The following is a 17,970-nucleotide window of genomic DNA, read 5'->3' as shown; positions in this document are numbered from 1 at the left end:
TTCACGGATCGCCTAGGGTCCGACGATGCTGGTCATGGATGAGCCGCGGTGAAGGGGCGCAGTCTGGACCGGATCTAAACGACTGACGCTGGCGTTGGGACATTGAATTCCAGGCTGCGTCGCGCCGTGGGCGTCGCGCATGGGCGGGATAGCAGCATGACAGAACCGACTCCGACGAAGCCGTTCGCCCTGACGCGGCGCGCTGTCGTGGAAGGCTGCGCGGCCGCCGGTGCGGTCGGCGCACTGGGTTTCCGGGCGGGACCCGCTGCGGCCGCGCCCGGCGATCCCGCGCCACAGACCATGCCCGTTCGGCTGACGATCAACGGCCAGCCGCGAGACCTAATTCTCGACACACGCACGACTCTGCTCGACGCTCTGCGCGAGAATTTGGCGCTGACCGGCACCAAGAAGGGCTGCGACCACGGACAGTGCGGTGCCTGCACAGTGCTGGTCGACGGCCGGCGGATCAATTCCTGCCTGACGCTCGCGGCAATGCACGAGGGTGACGAGATCACGACGATCGAGGGCCTGGCCTCCGGGGACAACCTGCACCCAATGCAGGCGGCCTTCATCGAACATGATGGTTTCCAGTGCGGTTACTGCACACCCGGCCAAATTTGCTCGTCGGTCGGCATGCTGAGCGAGGCCAAGGCCGGATGGCCCAGCCACGTTACCGAGGACATCGTCTCGACGCCGAGCTTGAGCGACGCCGAGATCCGCGAGCGGATGAGTGGCAACATTTGCCGCTGCAGTGCCTATCCGAACATCGTCGCGGCAATCCGCGATACCGCCGCCAGCAATCTCTGAGGGGGCGGACATGAAGGCTTTCACCTACGAGCGTCCCGCCACCGTGCAGGAGGCGGCCAAGCTCGCGGCCGAGCAGCCGAACGCAAAGTTCATAGCCGGCGGAACCAATCTACTGGACCTGATGAAGCTGCAGATCGAGACCCCGGCGACGCTGATCGACGTCAATCGGCTGCCTCTCGACAAGGTTGAGTCGACGCCGGAGGGCGGTCTGCGTATCGGCGCGCTGGTGCGCAATTCCGACCTTGCTGCCGACCCGCGGGTCCGCAAGGATTACTCGGTCTTAGCCAAGGCGCTGCTGGCCGGCGCCTCCGGGCAGTTGCGCAACAAAGCAACGACCGCTGGCAATCTGCTCCAGCGGACGCGCTGCTATTATTTTTACGATACCGCAATGCCTTGCAACAAACGTGAGCCCGGGTCGGGCTGCTCGGCGATCGGTGGGTTCAACCGGATCATGGCGGTGCTCGGCGCGAGCGAGGCCTGCATCGCCACCAATCCGTCCGACATGAATGTTGCGATGCGGGCCCTGGACGCCACGGTCGAGACTGTCGATCCGAATGGGCAGACCCGCACCATCGCGATGGCCGATTTCCATCGGCTGCCGGGAGACACACCGCAGATTGAGACCGACCTGCGCAAGGGCGAGATCATTACCGCGGTCACGCTGCCGAAGCCCGTGGCCGGCCAGCACATCTACCGCAAGGTCCGCGACCGGGCCTCCTACGCCTTCGCGACCGTGTCGGTGGCCGCAATCATCACAGGTGCCGAAGGCGGCAAGCCTACCGCCGCGCGGCTCGCCTTCGGCGGCCTGGCGCACAAGCCCTGGCGCGTGGCCGAGGCCGAAGAGGCGCTGGTGCGGACCGGCTCCGCCGATGCCGCCGCCGACGCCGCTCTGAAGGGTGCCCGCGGCTACGGCGCCAACGACTTCAAGATCCCGCTGACGCGGCGGACCCTGCGCGCCGTCATGGCGCAGGCGACCCGCGCGTAAAATCCGGCAAGGACCAATCCTATGGAGATGAACCAACCGATCGGCCGGACGCCCCTCGACGACCGTCCGGATGGTCTCGTCGGCAAGCCGCTGGACCGGGTCGACGGCCCCCTGAAGGTCACTGGGCACGCGCCCTACGCTTACGAGACCAAGGCTCTCAAGAACCCGGCCTATGGGTTCATCGTGCCGGCCGCCATCGCGGCTGGTACGATCCAGTCAATCGACGCGGAGGCCGCTCGCCGCGCCCCCGGGACGATCCTGGTCCTGACTCACGAGAACGTCCCTGAGCAGGGTGAAAAGAAGGAACAAGTCTGGCCGCAGCTCCAGGGCACCGAGGTCAAGTTCTTTGGGCAGCCTGTCGCGTTCGTGGTCGCCGAGACCTTCGAACAGGCCCGGGCCGCCGCGATGTTGATCAAGGTGAGCTACAAGACAGCCAAGCCGAAGGCGCTGCTCAAGGACAACATGGCGGCGGCCTACGAGCCGAAGCCGATGAACTCGCCGCCGGATTCCAAGCTCGGCGACTTCGATGCGGCTTTCGCTGCGGCTCCGGTGAAGCTCGACGTCGAATACACGACCCCGCCCCAGATCCACGCCCAGATGGAGCCGCACGCCACCATTGCCTCCTGGGAGGGGGACGGCGTGGTGCTGTACACTGCGAACCAGATGCCGAACCGGGGCCAGAAGGCGCTGGGGTCTGTGCTCAAGCTGGCACCTGAGAAGGTTCGGATCGTCAGTCCGTATATTGGCGGCGGGTTCGGGGCGAAATTGCAGGTCCAGCCTGAGGCGACGCTGGCAATCCTGGCCTCCAAGGTGATCCAGCGGCCGGTGAAAGTGGCCCTGACGCGCCAGCAGGAGTTTCACGTCGCAACCCACCGCACCGATACGGTCCAGCGAATTCGACTCGGTGCCGACAAGGACGGAAAGCTGTCAGCGATCAGCCATGAATCCTGGTCCGACACGGCCGAGGGCGATGGCTTCTTCGAGACCTCCGCCAACGTGACCCGCTCGCTCTACGCCGCGCAGAACCGCGTCACGCGCCACCGGCTCGTCAACCTGAACATGCCGATCGCATCTTCTATGCGGGCACCGGGCGAAGCCGTGGGGCAGCTCGCCTTCGAATGCGCCATGGATGAGTTGGCCGAGCTTCTCAAAATCGATCCCGTCGAGTTGCGGGTGCGCAACGAGCCGGCCGAGGATCCCGAAAAGAAGGTGCCGTTCTCCACACGCCAGCTCGTACCCTGCATGCGCGAGGGTGCCCGTCTGTTCGGCTGGGACAAGCGCCAGGCGGCGGGCAGCCGCCGCGAGGGCAACTGGCTCGTCGGCATGGGCATGTCGGCGGCCGCCCGGCTCAACCCGCTGATGCCGTCCTCCGCCAAGGTCCGGCTCGGCTCGGACGGGGTTCTGGTGGTCCGCATGGCCATGACCGATCCGGGCACCGGGACCTACACGATCCTGACCCAGATCGCCGGTGAGATGCTGGGCCTTCCAATTGAGCGGGTGCGGGTCGAGATGGGCGATACGGATTTCCCGTTCGCGGCGGGCTCGGGCGGCTCGTTCGGCGCCGGCTCGTCGGGCTCGGCACTTTACGTTGCTTGCGACAACCTTCGGCAGGCGCTGCTGAAGGCGGGCGACCTCAACCCGGAGGGCGCGACCTTCCGGGACGGCGCAGTGACCTCCGGAAACCGAACGGAATCACTCCAAGACCTGGCCGGTACCGGCCTGGAAGCGTCCGGTGAGATCAAGCCGGGGGAGATGAAGCAGAAATTCTCGCAGTACTCCTACGGCGCACACTTCGCAGAAATCGGGGTTGACGCCGATACCGGCGAGATCAGGCTTCGAAGAATGTTGGGCGTTTTCACCGGCGGTCGCATCCTCAATGCGAAGACTGCGCGAAGCCAAGCGATCGGCGGCATGACCTTCGGAATCGGTGCGGCGTTGATGGAGGATGCCGTGGTCGATTCGCGCTACAGCTTCTTCGTCAACCACGACATGGCTGAGTACCACGTCCCGGTTCATGCCGACGTTCCCGAGATTGAGGCCGTGTTCCTGCCCGAGCTTGACGACAAATCGAATCCCTTGAAGAGCAAGGGCCTCGGTGAGCTCGGCATCTGCGGCGCCGGGGCAGCGCTCGCCAACGCGATCCACAACGCCACGGGCATCCGAATCCGCGAATACCCGATGACCCTCGACAAGGTGCTCAAGGGCTTCGAGGAGCAGGAGGGCCAGGCCCAGCGCCGGACCTAACGGTGGTCGCATCGGCGCTCGTCCCCACCCACGGTTGACGGGCGGCGCGCCGATGCGGGACACCCGGGCAAAATCCGAGCCCCGGGGAACGCCCTTTGCCCGACGCCGTCCGACCCCATGATCGCCGACCGCCGGCCCGCTTCAACGCGGCCAGGTACTGCCTTGCCGAGAATGCACGGCTGCGCCCCGATAAGACCGCGCTGGTCCTCGTCGGCGACGGTACCGCCAGCTACCTCAGCTTCAGCGCGGTCGACCGGGCGGTCCGAAGCATCGCGGCGGGCTTTCTCGGGCTCGGTCTGACGCCCGGCGACCGGGTGATGATCCGGATGGGCAACGAGGCCGATTACGTCCTGGTCTATTTCGGCGCTCTGGCGGCGGGCTTGGTGGCATTGCCGTCCTCGCCGCAGCTGACCGAGGGCGAGGCCGCGTTCCTGATGGAGAATTCCGGTGCGGCGGCGATCGTGGCCGGCGGCGGCTGCACGGTCCCGCCGGAGGCCCTGGGCACCCGGCTTTTGCTCAATGCCGCCGCCATCGCCGCCCTGAAGGCCGGCCCGCCGCTGCCGGATTACGCCGACACCGCCGCCGACGACCCTGCGATGCTGATCTACACCTCCGGCACCACCAGCCGGCCCAAGGGTGTGCTGCATGCACACCGGGCCGCCTATGGCCGTTGGCCGATGGTCGCGCACTGGATCGGGCTTACCGAGTCCGATGTGATGCTGCATGCCGGCACCATGAACTGGACCTACACGCTGGGCGTGGGCTTGAGCGACCCCTGGTCGGTGGGCGCCACGGCGGTGCTCTACAACGGCCCCCGCGACCCGTCGGTCTGGCCGCGCCTGATCGCGGAATACCGCGCGACCCTGTTCGCCGCGGTCCCGACCCTCTACCGTCAGATCCTGAAGTACGGCGCCCTCGAAAGCCACGACCTGTCGAGCCTGCGCCACGGCTGCACCGCCGGCGAGCCCCTGTCTGTGGAGCTGCTCGAGGCCTGGACCCGCGCCACCGGCAAGCCGCTCTACGAGGCGCTCGGGATGAGCGAGATCTCCACCTACATCTCCAGCGGACCGACCATTCCGGGCCGGCCGGGCTCCCCGGGGCGGCCGCAGCCCGGCCGGCGCGTTGCGATCCTGCCGGTGGAGGGGGAGCCCGAGCCGCTGCCGGCCGGTGAGACCGGCCTCCTGGCGGTCCACCGCTCCGAACCAGCGTTGATGCTCGGCTATTGGAACCGTCCCGACGAGGAAGCCGAGGTGATGCACGGCGACTGGTTCGTCGGCGGCGACATCGCCCGGTTCGATGCGGACGGCTACGTCTGGTTCGAGGGCCGCAACAACGACCTGATGAAGGCCATGGGCTACCGGGTCTCGCCGAACGAGGTCGAGGTCGTGCTCTCCGCCCACCCGTCCGTGGCGGAGGTTGGTGTGGCCGAGCTGCCGGTGCGCGCCGACGTCTCGGTCATCTGCGGCTTCGTCGTGCTCCAGCCCGGCGCCGAGCCAGACGCGGCGGAGCTGATCGCCTGGTGCGAGAGCCGGCTCGCCGCCTACAAGCGCCCGCGGGAGATCCGCTTTCTCGACGCCCTGCCCCGGACCGCCAACGGCAAGGTGCAGCGCAAGCGGCTGTTTGAGGCTATGGGTTGAGTTGGCATCCTCCAAGTCCCTTGCAGGATGAGCGATTGCTTATCGAAATCTAGAATTTTTGGGACGCGTGAAGTTACGCACGGCACGCAAACATCCACTGTGTCATTCCGGGGCCGCGAAGCGGAGCCCGGAATCCAGGACCACAGTCAGTTCAAAACTTCGCTCCGTTGGCGGCTCTGGATTCCGGGTTCGCCTGCGGCGCCCCGGAATGACAGGGCGGCTTATTCTGCCGGCCCCGCAATTTTGAGCCCGGAGGCACCCGCAATCGCCGCTCTACAGCAGCGTCCCCCGCAGGATCAGCAGCGCCACGGAGAAATAGATCACCAGCCCGGTGACATCGACGAGGGTCGCTACGAATGGGGCCGAGGCGGTGGCGGGGTCGAAGCCGATCCGTTGCAGGATGAAGGGCAGCATCGAACCTGTGAGGGAGCCGAACATCACGATGCCCACCAGCGCCGTGCCGACTGTAGCGGCGACCAGCGGCCAGTGCTCGCCGTAATCGTAGAGGCCGAGCTTCTGCCAGGCCACGATCCGGATCACCGCGATCACCCCGAGGATGCTGCCCAGCACGATTCCGGTGGGCAGCTCGCGCAAGGCCACTCGCCACCAATCCCCGAGCCGGATCTGGTGCAGGGCCAACGCGCGGATCAGCAGCGACGTCGCCTGGGAGCCGGAATTGCCGCCCGAGCTCATGATCAGCGGGATGAACAGGGTCAGGACGATCGCCTTCTCCAATTCGCCCTCGAAGCCCTGCATGGCGGACGCGGTGAGCATCTCCGAGAGGAACAAAGCGCAGAGCCAGCCGGCGCGCTTCCGGATCATCGTGAAGAAGCCGATATCCATGTAGGGCTCGGGCAACGCCTCCATGCCGCCGAAGCGCTGCACGTCCTGCGTCTGCTTCTCGACCATGGCGTCGATCATGTCGTCCACCGTGACGATGCCGATCACGTGCCCGACCGCGTCGACCACCGGCAGCGCCAGCAGATCGTATTTCGAGATCAGCCGGGCGGCCTCCTCGCGGCTCGCCGTGGGCGAGACGGCCAGCGGCCGCCGGCCGGGGGCGACGCTGAGCACGTTGTCGTTCGGGTCACCCGAGATCAGCCGGCGCAGGGGCACCGCCTTGGTGAGCGCCCGGGTGCGCGGGTCGAGCACGAAGATCGCGTAGATGGTCTCGCGGGTCTTCTCGACGTGGCGGATGTGCTCCAGGGTCTGGCCCACCGTCCAGGTGCCCGGCACGGTGACGAACTCGGTTGTCATCAGCGAGCCGACCGTCTCCTCGCCGTAGGCCGAGAGGCGGTCAACGGCGCCGCGGGTCTCGGCATCGAGGCGGGCGCGCAGGTCGGACCGGCCGGGCTCCTCGATCTCCCGGAACACGTCCGTGACCCGGTCGGCCGACATGCCGGACAGGTAGCCGGCCACCCGGTCGCGCGGCAGCATCTCGATGATGTCGGCGGCGCAGTCGAGCTCCGGCTGGTCGAGCACCTCGATCGCCCGCTCCATCGGCAGGCCGAGGAGGATCGCGGCGGCGACCTCGGGGGCCTCCTCGTTCAGCGCCTCGACGATGTCGGGCGCGCGCTCGTCCGACAGGCGTGCGGCCAGCACGGACGGGTCGACACGCGCGTCGATGGGGGCGATCTCGTTCATGGCCTCGCCTCGCGGGTTACGAGACGGCGCGCCGCCGGTCTGCTGGCTCTCAGGGCCGCGACCGGTGAGCCACGCCGCTCACCCCGCGGCCGGGCCTCTCAGCGGCTCAGGCGGGATGACGGCGCGTCGCCGGGCACGGCAGGCACGATCGGTCTGGCACGTCGCTTCGCTGGTCGATGCTGAAAGGGAGCGCGGCGTCCCCGGATGGCGGCCCCGCGCGGCTGCCTCGTGCCCCTACGGGAAAATTCCGTCAAGCCGAAACCGATGCCCGTCCCGAGCCGGTTTCGCGCGCGCGACGCGCTGTGGCCGGGACGCCGCGGCGCTCGCACGGCCGAGATAGCCGGGCGCCTATGAGAAATATAAGTGTTGTGCTCACTTGTATTGCGTCCAAGATATTGCCTATATGGATCTCAGCAACAACGAGGAGAAACGCCATGGCTTGGTCTGCCCCGATCGTGTCCGAGATCTGCGTCGGCATGGAAGTCACGAGCTACGAGTCGGCTGAGATCGACACGTTCAACTGAGTCGGCCCAGTTCCCGGGTCGTTGACGAGCCGGGGATAACGGTCTTCATCATTAACCATTCGTCACTTGGAGAAAATCATGGCCTGGTCCGCTCCCGTCGTGTCCGAGATCTGCGTCGGCATGGAAGTTACGAGCTATGAGTCGGCTGAGATCGACACGTTCAACTAAGACGTCACTCTGACGTTTATGGGCGCCGCTTCAGCCGAAGCGGCGCTTTTTGTTTGTGCGTTGTCCCGCTGCACGATCTTGATCGTCGGCGGCACTTCAGATTTTCTCGCCCCGACCTCATCCCTCGGCGCTCGCGTGCAGCGGACGCCGTCCGGGATCCTCCGAGAAGTCGTGGCGCCCTCCGAAACGGGGACGCCGATCCTTTAAGGTCGGGCCATGCACGTCCTGCTCACCGGTTCCTCCGGCTGGCTCGGCCGGTTCCTCGCCCCGCGCCTGCGGGCCCTCGGCCATCGCGTGACCGGCCTCGACGTGGCCCCGGGGCCCGACACCGATCTCATCGGCTCCGTGGCGGATCGGAGCATCGTCAGTCGAGCGTTCGATCGCGGGTGCGAGGCCGTGATCCATGCCGGTGCCCTGCACAAACCCGATATCGCGCGCTACTCGGCTCAGGCCTTCGTCGATTGCAACGTCACGGGCACGCTGAACCTCCTGGAGGCGGCAGTCGCGGCCGGGAACGACCGATTCGTGTTCACCTCCACGACCTCGCTGATGATCAGCCAAGTGATCCGCGACGAGGCCGGCGATGCCGCGATCTGGCTGGACGAGACCAGCGGGCCGCTGGCGCCGCGCAACATCTACGGGGTGACCAAGCTCGCCGCCGAGGGCCTGTGCCGCCTCACCGCCGCCGAACGCGGCCTGGCCTGCGTGGTCCTGCGCACGAGCCGCTTCTTCCCGGAAGAGGACGACACCCATCGCGAACTGTCCGGCGAAAACCTCAAGGCCAACGAGTTTCTGAATCGGCGTCTCACCGTCGAGGACGCCGCCGAGGCGCATGTCGCGGCGCTGATGCGGGCGCCCGCGCTCGGGTTCGGCCTGTTCATCCTGTCCGCGCCGACGCCCTTCGACCGGGCCGAGGCCCGGACCCTGAAGGAGGACGCCACCGCCGTCATCGCGCGCCACTTCCCCGACGCCGCGGAACTCTACGCCCGGCGAGGTTGGACGCTGCCCGCCAGCATCGGGCGGGTCTATGATTCGCGTCTCGCCGAGACCGCGCTCGGCTTCCGCTGCCAAACCGGCTTCACAGAAATCCTGGACGCCCTGCGGGACGGACGGCCCCTGCCCTTCGCACACGACCCGGCTTACGTTTCGCCGAAGGAGAGCGGATACGGCGGGCCGGTCTTCGGTCCCTGACGCGCCTTCTCCTCAGGCCTGGCGGATTTACACATCGCTCCAGCAGCAAGCGTTTGAAGCACCGCGCTTTTCCCCTCCCCCTTGCGGGGAGGGGTCAGGGGTGGGGGTGGTGCAGGAGCGCGTAACAGGGCCGTCTGAACCACCCCACCTCCAACTCCTCCCCACAAGGGGGAGGAGAGCGCGTCGCGCCTCAAGCGATGCGATGTGTGAACATGCCCTCCCCTCAGGCCACGAACATCCCGGCGATCGCCGCGCTGGTGAGGTTCGACAGCGTCCCGGCTAGGATCGCCCGCAGTCCGTAGCGGGCGACCTCGGCCCGGCGCTCGGGGACTAGGCTGGAGAAGCTGGCGAGTTGGATCGCGATCGAGGCGAGGTTGGCGAAGCCGCACAGGGCGAAGCAAACGATCGCCTGGGAGCGTGGCTCGAGGGCGCCGCCCTTCAGGGTCGGCGACAGGTTGGCGTAGGCAAGGAACTCGTTGAACGCGATCTTCTGGCCGATCGCGCCGCCGACCAGGGTGGCGCTCTCCCAGGGCACCCCCAGCAGCCAAGCCAGCGGCGCAAGCGCCCAGCCGAGCACGCCCTCGATCGAGGCCGCCGGATAGCCGCCCAGACCGCCGAGATAGCCCACGATCCCGTTGGCCAGGGCGATCAGGCCCACGAAGGCGATCAGCATCGCGCCCACCGAGACCGCCACCGCGAGGCCCTTCTGGGTGCCGTCGGCCGCCGCCTCGATGATGTTGGCCGCCCGGGTCTCGCCGAACTCCACGCGGGTGGTGGCGATCCGGGTCGGCTCGGTGGAGGGCATCAGGATCTTGGCGTAGAGCAGCCCCCCGGGGATCGCCATCACGGAGGCCGCGAGCAGGTAGGTCATCGGCACCCCGAGCGCCGCGTAGCCCGCCAGGATCGACCCGGCGGTGGAGGAGGCGCCGCTCGCCATCACGGCGAACAGCTCCGCCCCGGTGAGCAGCGGCAGGAACGGGCGCAACGCCACCGCGATCTCGCTCTGGCCGATGGCGATGGTGATCACCGCCGCGAACGATTCGATCGGCGAGGTGCCGAGGATCCGCCGCAGCACTGCGCCGAGGCCCCGGGCGAGCGCCTGCATCACGCCGAGATGGTACAGGACCCCGATCAGCGCCGAGACGTACAGGATCTGCGGCAGCACCCGCAGGGCCAGGATGAAGCCGGAGCCGCCGAACAGCTCGAACATGCGCGGCTCGACCAGCCCGCCGAACAGGAACGCGGTGCCGCGGTCGCCATAGGAGAGCCCCGTCGCCACCACGTCGGCGGCGGCCCTCAGCGTCGCCTGCCCGGCGGGCAGGAACAGCACCAGGGCGCCGAGCCCAACCTGCAGCGCCAGGGCGGTGAGCACGACCCGGGGGCGGATCGCCCGGCGGTTGGTGGAAAACAGCGCGGCGATCGCCAGCAGCAGCAGGATGGAGAGGCCGGCATGGCTCAGTCGGTCGAGCATCGTGTCCTTGGGTGTCTTGCCTGGCAGCCGGATGAAAGGTTCGGGCCAAGCGCGTATCAGCCCGGGCGATCCACCACGAGGTAGGGGGCGAACAGGTCGCTGACCTGCGCGAAACCCCAGTCGAGATCGGTCTGGGTCAGCTCGGTGCCACCCTGGAGCCGGTGGCTCATCCAGTGGCTCGACACGATCCAGGCGTTGTCGATGAGCCGCCCCAGCGCGTCCGGCTCGATCCGCAGCCGCCCGGCCTGCTGGGCCGCCTCGAACACGCCCCGCGCCAGCGCCTGCGTCCGCGCCCGCAGGGCATGGACCCGCGGGCGCAAAGCCGGGGCGATCTCCACCATGGCGATGCCGTCGCGATAGATGCAGCGATAGCGCCAGATCAGGTCGAACCAGCCCCGCTGATAGGTGAGCAGCGCCTCAGGCGCGGCGGGATCGGCCGGCATCCGCCCCGCCCCCGCCTCGGCCTCGACCTCGAAGGTAGAGAACAGCGCCTCCACCAGCCCGCTCTTGCGCGGGAAATGGTACTGGAGATTGCCCTCTCGGATCCCGGACGCCGCGGCGATTTCCGCGGTGGTCACCCGGCCGAGGCCGCGGCCGTTGAACAGGGCGAGGCTCTGCGCGAGAATTTTTTCGCGCGTCCCCGTCGCCCGCTCCAGCGTGGCGGCCCCCCGCCCCGTGCGGCTGACGCCTTCCTGCATGGTCCCCAAATCCGCTTTAGGGTATTCACCCTAGACAATCTGCGCGGCCAGGGCTATCCCCACGATAGCGTCGGGTATGCCCGGCGGAACGGGAGGTACGGCTTGGCCCAGAAACTCCAACTCGCGGGCGCCGTCGTGCTCCTCACCGGCGCCGCGAGCGGTATTGGCGCCGCCCTGGCGGTGGGCTTGGCCGCCAAGGGTTGTCGCCTTCTGCTGGTGGATCGCGACGCTACAGGCCTGGAGACCATTGCCGGCAAGGTGCGCGCCACCGGCGCGGCGGTGGAGACCCAGGCCCTCGACCTCGCCGACGCTGAGGCGATCCAGCGGCTGCCGGAATGGGCCGCGGGCCGGTTCGGCCGCCTCGACATCCTGATCAACAATGCGGGCGTGGCGCTCGGCGGCCGGTTCGAAGAAACGCATCTCGAAGATTTCGAGTGGCTGATGGACATCAACCTGCGCGCCGTCGTGCGGATGTGCCACGCCTTCCTGCCGATGCTGCGGGCCCGGCCGGCGGCCCAGATCGTCAACCTGTCGAGCCTGTTCGGGCTGATCGCCCCGCCCGGCCAGGCCGCCTACGCCACGAGCAAGTTCGCGGTGCGCGGCTTCACCGAGGCCCTGCGGCATGAATATGCCGGCACCGGTCTCGGGGTGACGGTGGTCCATCCGGGCGGCGTCGCCACCGCCATCGCCCGCAGCGCCCGCGGCACGCGCCCGCCCACCGATCCGGATGCGGCCGAGCGCGCCCGGGTGGAGGACGAGAAGGCCCGGGAGGCGTTCGGCAAGCTGCTCACACTCTCACCCGAGGACGCCGCAGCCGCGATCATCCAGGGGATCGAGCGCCGACAGCCCCGCATCCTGATCGGCAAGGATGCCAAGAGTGCGGCCCTGATCCAGCGCCTGATGCCGGCAGGCTACTGGAAGACGATCGTGCGCCTGTCCGGCGGGAAGGTCTGAGATGGCAAGCCTGCGCGCGTATCTCGGCACCTGGATGGTCCGCAACAAGGTCCGCGGTCCTCTGGCGAAGGCCCGGGACGCGGCCGCATTCCGCCGGATCTTCGAGGCCCCGGCCTTCCTCGACCCGAAGGGCGTGACCTACGAGCCCGGCACGGTCGGCGGGATCCGGGGGGAATGGGTCCGGCCGAAATCAGGGGCCGGACAGCAGCGGATGCTCTACATCCACGGCGGCGGCTTCATCGCCTGCTCGCCGAAAACTCACCGGCCGGTGACCGGGGCGCTGGCCCTCCGCGGGTTCTCCCTGTTCGTCCCCGATTACCGCCTCGCTCCCGAGAACCCCTTCCCGGCGGCGGTCGAGGACGCCGTCGCTGTCTGGCAGGCGTTCAGCGCCGAGGGAGCGGCTTGCGTCGCCGGCGAGTCGGCGGGCGCCAATCTGGCCCTGGTTCTGATCGGCGAGGCGCGGGCCCGCGGCCTGCCGATGCCCTGGGCCGCGGCCCTGTTCTCACCCGCCACCGACTTCGTCTCCGAGGACGGCTCCCGGCGCAGCAATGCGTGGCGCGACGCCATGTTCGACCCCGGGGCGCTCGCCGTGATCCGCACGATGTATCTCGGCAAGGCCAACCCGGCCGATCCCCGGATCTCGCCGATCAACGCCGACCCGACCGGCTACCCGCCCCTGCTGTTCCATGTCGGCGAGCGGGAGGTCCTGCGCGACGATTCCATCCGCATGGCCGAGCGCGCCCGGGCGGCCGGGGTCGTGACCGAGCTGAAGGTCTTTCCCGTCGTGTCCCATGCCTGGCAGTTCGCCGCCCATGTCCTGCCGGAGGCGCGGACCTCCCTCGACGAGGCCGCCGCCTTCCTGAAGGCGCACGCCCCGCAGGGTGCTGCCGCATCGGGGAGCCTTTCGCGATGACCGCGCCCGACACCGTCCCTGACATCCTCGAGGTCCTGATCGTCGGCGCCGGATTCTCCGGCCTCGCCATGGCGATCCGCTGCAAGCAATCCGGGATCGGTCCCCTGCGGGTGATCGAGAAGGCCGAGGGCATCGGCGGCACTTGGTACGAGAACACCTATCCGGGCGCGGCCTGCGACGTGCCCTCGCACCTCTACTCGCTGTCGTTTGCCCCCAAGGCCGACTGGACGCGGATGTATGCGCTGCAAGCCGAGATCCACGCCTATCTGCACGAGACAGCCGAGCGCAACGGGCTGATGCCGCTGATCCAGCTCAAGACCACCTTCACCGGCGCGACCTGGGACGAGGCCCGCGCCCTCTGGCACGTGGAGACCGATCGCGGGCCGTTGACCTCCCGGGTGATCGTCTCCGGCATGGGCGGCCTGCACCATCCGGCCTATCCCGACCTGCCGGGCCGGGACAGCTTCGCGGGTCCGGCCTTCCACACCGCGGCCTGGGACCATTCCGTCGCTCTCGCGGGTAAGCGGATCGGGGTGATCGGCACCGGCGCGAGCGCGATCCAGGTCGTGCCGGAACTCGCCAAGGTGGCCGGCCACCTCACGCTGTTCCAGCGCACCCCGCCCTGGATCATGCCCAAGCACGACCACGCCATCGCGGAAGCCACCAAGGCGCGCTACCAGCGCCTGCCGCTGCTCCGGCGGATCGAGCGGGCGCGGCTGTTCTGGCTGCACGAGCTGCGCGCGCTGTTCGGCTTCACCAAGGTCTCGAAGCTGACCAAGCAGGCGGAGGGCCTGGCACGACACCACCTCGCCAAGACGGTGAAGGACCGGGACCTGCGCGCGAAGCTGACGCCGAACTACCGCCTCGGCTGCAAGCGCGTGCTCATCTCCGACGATTACTACCCGGCCCTGCAGCGCTCGAACGTCACCCTGGAGACCGGCGACATCGCCCGGATCACGGAGTCCCGCGTGACCACGGCGGACGGCACCACCCACGATCTCGACGTGATCGTCTACGCCACCGGCTTCGACGTCACCGGGAGCTTCGCCCGGATGGACCTCGTCGGACGCGGCGGCCTGCGCCTGGCCGATGCCTGGGCCGGCGGCGGGATGGGCGCCTTTCAGGGCATCACCGTCGCTGGATTTCCAAACTACTTCATGCTGCTCGGTCCCAATACCGGGCTGGGGCACAACTCGATCATCGCGATGATCGAGGTTCAGGTGCACCACGTGCTTGACTGCCTGGCGGCCCTGCGCCGCGGCGCCCGGGCGATCGATGTCCGCCCGGAAGCGCAGGCTCGTTTCCTGGACCGAATCCGGACCCGGCTCGCCGACAGCATCTGGCAGGCGGGCGGCTGCCGCAGCTGGTATCTTGACGCCGAGGGCCGCAACGCGACCTTGTGGCCGGACTCGGTCATGGCCTACCGCCGCAGCGCCCGGCGCGCCCGGATGACGGATTACCGGCTGGGTTAAGCGACTGCCGCTTGCGGCGCGACGAGCACCGTAGTCTCCAAAGCCTGCACCGGCATCGGCCGGCCGAGATGATAGCCCTGCAGGAACGGGCAGCCCATCGCCTGCAGCGTCTGCAGATCCTCCTGCGACTCGACCCCTTCGGCCACCACCTCGAGCCCGAGCAGGTTGCCGAGGCCGAGCACGGCGAGGACTAGGCCGCGCTTGTCGTCACAGGTGCTGAGGCCGGTGACGAAGCTCCGGTCGATCTTGATCCGGTCGGCCCGGAGCTGGCGCAGGGACGACAGTGATGAGTAGCCGATGCCGAAATCGTCGAGCGCGACCCGGATGCCGGCGCGCGAGAGCGCCTGGAGCTTGCCCTGCACCGCACCGAGATCGAGGGCGGTCTCTTCGGTGATCTCGATCTCCAGTTGGGCTGACGGCAGGCCCAGCGCGCCGAGGCGCGCGATGACGATCTCGTCAACCGGGATCTGCGCCATTTCCCGGGGCGAGACGTTCATCGCCACCCGGACCGTTCCGCGACCCTGGACGCTCAGGATCTGCATCATCCGGCAGACCTGATCGAGGATGAAGCGCAAGAGCGACTCGGTGAGGCCTGCCATCGCAGCCGCGGCGATCAGGTCCGGGGGCGCGATCCAGCCGAGTCGCGGGTGGTGCCAGCGCACCAGCGCCTCAAGCCCGACCAAAGTCCGGGCATCGAGCGCGTAGATCGGCTGGAACCAGACTTCGAGGGCATTCTCGACCAGGGCGTGCGAGAGGTCGCGCTCGAGGTCCCGCCGCATCTCCAGGCGATCGCGCAGCCCCACGTCGAACAGCCGGAAGCGGTTCCGCCCGGCAGCCTTGGAGGCGTAGAGCGCCTCATCGGCGCAGCTGAGCATGGCCATCAGGTCGGGCTCGGGCTCCGCATGGACGCCGATGCTGACACCGAGCCGCGCCTCGTCGAAGCCGTCGAAGGGCTGCGCCACCGCGGCGATCAGGGCGGCCGCCAGGGTCTCGTAGGGCAGGCCGGTGGCTGCCGGATCGTACAGCACCGCGAACTCGTCGCCGCCGAGCCGAGCGGCCAAGCCACCAGGCGGCAAGGCGGCGCGCAGACGGCGCGCCACTTCGACCAGCACCCGGTCGCCGGTCTGGTGGCCGTAGACGTCGTTGACCGACTTGAAGCCGTCGAGGTCGAGGAGCAGCAGGCAGGCGGTCCCGGCGTCCAGACGCGTTTCCGCTTGCTGAATGAAGCCGGCCCGGTTAAGCAGCCCGGTGAGGTCGTCATGGGTCGCGCGCCAGCGCATCTCATCGACCAAGGCGTTGGCGCTGGCCTGAGCCTCGGCCCGGGAGCGGGCCAACGCGGTGGCGTCGTTCTTCAGCCGGCTCGCCTCGCGGAAGCCGGCCTCGCTCTGGAACGCGGTTCGTGACAGGGCGGCCAGGTAGAGCAGCACGCAGGCTGACAGGCAGACGCGGTCGAACCCGCCGGCGGCGAACAGACAGAAGGCCACCGAGAGCAACGGCAGCACAATGAAGCTCAACGGGATCCGGGCATACGCGGTCCCATGCGTGACCGCGCCAGCGGTGATCCCACAGGTTATGGTGAGGTAGAACAAGGTCTGTGGGGACGTGTAGCCGGCACAGAGCAGCGGCAGAAACGCCCAGACCAGTCCCGACAGCAAAGCCGCCAGCGTGCTGGCGCGCAGATGCCCCTCGACCGAACGTGACGCGGCCGCAGCCATAGCTGGTGCCGTCTCGGCCGTCAGCACGAGACCCGGACATGCGGCCCGGCACAGGCCGATGCGCAGGAGGTTGGCCCCGGTCGAGGCCGCGTACCAGATCATCCCGGCGCGGCCATGACCGCTCTGGAACGCCACCAGGACGCTGGCCAACCCGAGTAGCATGTTGACCGGGATCGCGGTGAGGACGCTGCCGCGTACGGCCTCGAGCTGATCCCGACGGACCAGAGCCTGCAGCCGTCCCGCGTCGCCGGAGGCTGCCGTCCCGGGGGCCGTTTCCACCAGGTGGTGAATCGTCATCGTGCGTCCAATCAGAGGCACACGATAATCAACCAAGAGTCGTAAGAGAGTGTTGAATTTAGAGATCCGCACACTCTCCTGACTTGGCGCGCGGCCTTGGGGCGGCGCGTCGCAAGCCATTCCGGTCGCGCCGCCCCGCGCCATATTCGATCCAGGGCCGCCACCGGGCCCCGGATCCTTCATGGCCCTGACCAGTGACCTCCTCGATATCCGGACCATCTATCACGAGCCGTCGGTGGGCGATTTCCCGATCGGCCGAGAGATCCTGACGCGCTTTCCCGATGCGGAGCGCATCCCGGTGCCATCGCACTGGAACATCCCGGCGCTCCACGGAAATGCGGGCTCGGTGGAGGACTGGGTGCGGATCAAGCGCTCAACCCTGGTGCTTGGCGTGAAAAAGAGCCTGACGATGCGTCCGAACGGCCGCAGCGCGCACTTCATCGCGCCCTCCACCTCGAACGGCTGCGCCATGGCCTGCGCCTATTGCTACGTGCCGCGGCGCAAGGGTTTCTCGAATCCGATCTCGCTGTTCGTGAACATCGATCAGGCCTGCGCAGCGATCGCCCGCCATGCCGGACGCCAGGGGCCGTTACCGGAACCCGATTCGATCGACCCGATGTACTGGATCTACGATATTGGCGAGAACGGCGACCTCTCGGTGGACGCGGCTGTGAGCCGTGGCGTCCGCACCTTCATCGAGCAATTCCGCACCCTGCCAAACGCGAAGGCCTCCTTCGCCACCAAGGCGGTCAATCGCGACCTGCTGGCCTACGATCCACAACGCAAGACGCGGATCCGGTTCTCGCTGATGCCGGCCCGGATCGCCAAGATCGTCGACGTCCGCACGACGCCGATCCCGGAGCGGATCGCCGCGATCGACGACTTCGTGGCCGCCGGATACGAGGTCCACGCCAATTTCTCGCCGGTGATCCTTTACGAGGGTTGGGAGGCGGATTGGCGTGCGCTGTTTTCAGAGATCGACGGCACGCTATCGGACGCTGCCAAGGCGCAGCTCAAATGCGAGATCATCATGCTGACCCACAATGCGGGCCTGCACGACGTGAATCTCGGCTGGCACCCGAAGGCCGAGGAGCTGCTGTGGCGGCCCGACATCCAGGAGGCGAAGGTTTCCGAGGGCGGCGGCACCAACCTGCGCTACCGAACCGGCTGGAAAGGCCAATGGCTCACCCGGTTCAAGGCCCTGCTGGCCGAGACCATGCCCTATTGCACCGTCCGGTACGCGTTCTGAA

General features: G+C 68.1%; 15 protein-coding genes. 11 read left to right on the top strand and 4 right to left on the bottom strand.

Going from position 1 to position 17,970, the window contains the following annotated elements; all coding sequences use genetic code 11:
- The first annotated feature begins 156 nt into the window (after positions 1 to 156).
- The 4 genes from paoA (at position 157) to AO398_RS06265 (ending at position 5,673) form a co-directional block, all read left to right on the top strand.
- Entirely contained in the window at positions 157 to 807 is a 651-nt protein-coding gene (gene paoA / locus AO398_RS06280; RefSeq protein WP_058191170.1) for an aldehyde dehydrogenase iron-sulfur subunit PaoA, read from the top strand.
- Positions 808 to 817: 10 nt separating this feature from the next.
- A complete protein-coding gene (locus AO398_RS06275) occupies positions 818 to 1,792 on the top strand; it encodes a xanthine dehydrogenase family protein subunit M (RefSeq protein ID WP_058191169.1) in 975 nt (324 codons plus the stop codon).
- 21 nt (positions 1,793 to 1,813) lie between these two features.
- On the top strand, positions 1,814 to 4,036 hold the full coding sequence (locus tag AO398_RS06270; protein ID WP_058191168.1) for a xanthine dehydrogenase family protein molybdopterin-binding subunit: 2,223 nt from the start codon (positions 1,814 to 1,816) through the stop codon (positions 4,034 to 4,036).
- A 95-nt stretch (positions 4,037 to 4,131) separates the two neighbouring features.
- A complete protein-coding gene (locus tag AO398_RS06265) occupies positions 4,132 to 5,673 on the top strand; it encodes an AMP-binding protein (RefSeq protein WP_058191167.1) in 1,542 nt (513 codons plus the stop codon).
- A gap of 273 nt (positions 5,674 to 5,946) precedes the next feature.
- Here the strand turns inward: AO398_RS06265 and mgtE are convergent, their stop codons facing one another.
- Positions 5,947 to 7,317: a magnesium transporter gene (mgtE, locus tag AO398_RS06260; RefSeq protein ID WP_058191166.1), complete on the bottom strand. Its 1,371-nt coding sequence runs from the start codon at positions 7,315 to 7,317 to the stop codon at positions 5,947 to 5,949.
- Between the two features lie 434 nt (positions 7,318 to 7,751).
- On the opposite strand from mgtE, the gene pqqA (AO398_RS06255) reads away from it, so the two are divergent.
- The 3 genes from pqqA (AO398_RS06255) (at position 7,752) to AO398_RS06245 (ending at position 9,200) form a co-directional block, all read left to right on the top strand.
- Entirely contained in the window at positions 7,752 to 7,841 is a 90-nt protein-coding gene (pqqA, locus tag AO398_RS06255; RefSeq protein WP_007559223.1) for a pyrroloquinoline quinone precursor peptide PqqA, read from the top strand.
- A 78-nt stretch (positions 7,842 to 7,919) separates the two neighbouring features.
- Positions 7,920 to 8,009 carry a pyrroloquinoline quinone precursor peptide PqqA gene (pqqA, locus tag AO398_RS06250; RefSeq protein WP_007559225.1) on the top strand — a complete coding sequence of 30 codons (90 nt, stop codon included), beginning with the start codon at positions 7,920 to 7,922 and terminating at the stop codon, positions 8,007 to 8,009.
- 216 nt (positions 8,010 to 8,225) lie between these two features.
- Positions 8,226 to 9,200, top strand: coding sequence for an NAD(P)-dependent oxidoreductase (locus AO398_RS06245; protein ID WP_058191165.1), 975 nt, complete (start codon positions 8,226 to 8,228; stop codon positions 9,198 to 9,200).
- Between the two features lie 223 nt (positions 9,201 to 9,423).
- Here the strand turns inward: AO398_RS06245 and AO398_RS06240 are convergent, their stop codons facing one another.
- Both AO398_RS06240 and AO398_RS06235 read right to left on the bottom strand, forming a co-directional pair.
- Positions 9,424 to 10,671 carry a nucleoside transporter C-terminal domain-containing protein gene (locus AO398_RS06240; RefSeq protein WP_058191164.1) on the bottom strand — a complete coding sequence of 416 codons (1,248 nt, stop codon included), beginning with the start codon at positions 10,669 to 10,671 and terminating at the stop codon, positions 9,424 to 9,426.
- Positions 10,672 to 10,727: 56 nt separating this feature from the next.
- A complete protein-coding gene (locus AO398_RS06235; RefSeq protein WP_058191163.1) occupies positions 10,728 to 11,369 on the bottom strand; it encodes a TetR/AcrR family transcriptional regulator in 642 nt (213 codons plus the stop codon).
- A 102-nt stretch (positions 11,370 to 11,471) separates the two neighbouring features.
- Between AO398_RS06235 and AO398_RS06230 the strand changes: the two genes are divergently transcribed.
- The 3 genes from AO398_RS06230 to AO398_RS06220 are packed head-to-tail and all read left to right on the top strand — an operon-like array spanning position 11,472 to position 14,708.
- Positions 11,472 to 12,323: an SDR family NAD(P)-dependent oxidoreductase gene (locus tag AO398_RS06230; RefSeq protein WP_058191162.1), complete on the top strand. Its 852-nt coding sequence runs from the start codon at positions 11,472 to 11,474 to the stop codon at positions 12,321 to 12,323.
- Position 12,324: 1 nt separating this feature from the next.
- A complete protein-coding gene (locus AO398_RS06225; RefSeq protein WP_058191161.1) occupies positions 12,325 to 13,236 on the top strand; it encodes an alpha/beta hydrolase in 912 nt (303 codons plus the stop codon).
- Entirely contained in the window at positions 13,233 to 14,708 is a 1,476-nt protein-coding gene (locus AO398_RS06220; RefSeq protein ID WP_058191160.1) for an NAD(P)/FAD-dependent oxidoreductase, read from the top strand. The genes AO398_RS06225 and AO398_RS06220 overlap by 4 nt, the downstream gene beginning before the upstream one ends.
- On the opposite strand, the gene AO398_RS06215 is transcribed toward AO398_RS06220, so the two are convergent.
- The gene (locus tag AO398_RS06215; RefSeq protein WP_058191159.1) at positions 14,705 to 16,720 is read right to left on the bottom strand and encodes an EAL domain-containing protein; all 2,016 of its coding nucleotides are present in this window, start codon (positions 16,718 to 16,720) and stop codon (positions 14,705 to 14,707) included. The genes AO398_RS06220 and AO398_RS06215 overlap by 4 nt on opposite strands.
- Positions 16,721 to 16,901: 181 nt before the next feature.
- Between AO398_RS06215 and AO398_RS06210 the strand changes: the two genes are divergently transcribed.
- On the top strand, positions 16,902 to 17,969 hold the full coding sequence (locus tag AO398_RS06210; RefSeq protein ID WP_058191158.1) for a spore photoproduct lyase family protein: 1,068 nt from the start codon (positions 16,902 to 16,904) through the stop codon (positions 17,967 to 17,969).
- Position 17,970: the final 1 nt, after the last annotated feature.

This window comes from Methylobacterium sp. GXS13, assembly GCF_001455965.1.
Classification (GTDB): domain Bacteria; phylum Pseudomonadota; class Alphaproteobacteria; order Rhizobiales; family Beijerinckiaceae; genus Methylobacterium.
Note: the sequence above shows the minus strand (reverse complement) of the source record. Positions and strands in the feature narration are given on the sequence as shown.

What these genes read in the sequence shown, in the direction of transcription:
- AO398_RS06210 (WP_058191158.1), top strand. Translation starts at nt 16,902, where the DNA reads ATGGCCCTGACCAGTGACCTCCTCGATATCCGGACCATCTATCACGAG.
- AO398_RS06240 (WP_058191164.1), bottom strand. Translation starts at nt 10,671, where the DNA reads ATGCTCGACCGACTGAGCCATGCCGGCCTCTCCATCCTGCTGCTGCTG.
- AO398_RS06225 (WP_058191161.1), top strand. Translation starts at nt 12,325, where the DNA reads ATGGCAAGCCTGCGCGCGTATCTCGGCACCTGGATGGTCCGCAACAAG.
- paoA (WP_058191170.1), top strand. Translation starts at nt 157, where the DNA reads ATGACAGAACCGACTCCGACGAAGCCGTTCGCCCTGACGCGGCGCGCT.
- AO398_RS06220 (WP_058191160.1), top strand. Translation starts at nt 13,233, where the DNA reads ATGACCGCGCCCGACACCGTCCCTGACATCCTCGAGGTCCTGATCGTC.
- AO398_RS06215 (WP_058191159.1), bottom strand. Translation starts at nt 16,720, where the DNA reads ATGACGATTCACCACCTGGTGGAAACGGCCCCCGGGACGGCAGCCTCC.
- AO398_RS06270 (WP_058191168.1), top strand. Translation starts at nt 1,814, where the DNA reads ATGGAGATGAACCAACCGATCGGCCGGACGCCCCTCGACGACCGTCCG.
- AO398_RS06275 (WP_058191169.1), top strand. Translation starts at nt 818, where the DNA reads ATGAAGGCTTTCACCTACGAGCGTCCCGCCACCGTGCAGGAGGCGGCC.
- pqqA (WP_007559223.1), top strand. Translation starts at nt 7,752, where the DNA reads ATGGCTTGGTCTGCCCCGATCGTGTCCGAGATCTGCGTCGGCATGGAA.
- mgtE (WP_058191166.1), bottom strand. Translation starts at nt 7,317, where the DNA reads ATGAACGAGATCGCCCCCATCGACGCGCGTGTCGACCCGTCCGTGCTG.
- AO398_RS06235 (WP_058191163.1), bottom strand. Translation starts at nt 11,369, where the DNA reads ATGCAGGAAGGCGTCAGCCGCACGGGGCGGGGGGCCGCCACGCTGGAG.
- AO398_RS06245 (WP_058191165.1), top strand. Translation starts at nt 8,226, where the DNA reads ATGCACGTCCTGCTCACCGGTTCCTCCGGCTGGCTCGGCCGGTTCCTC.
- pqqA (WP_007559225.1), top strand. Translation starts at nt 7,920, where the DNA reads ATGGCCTGGTCCGCTCCCGTCGTGTCCGAGATCTGCGTCGGCATGGAA.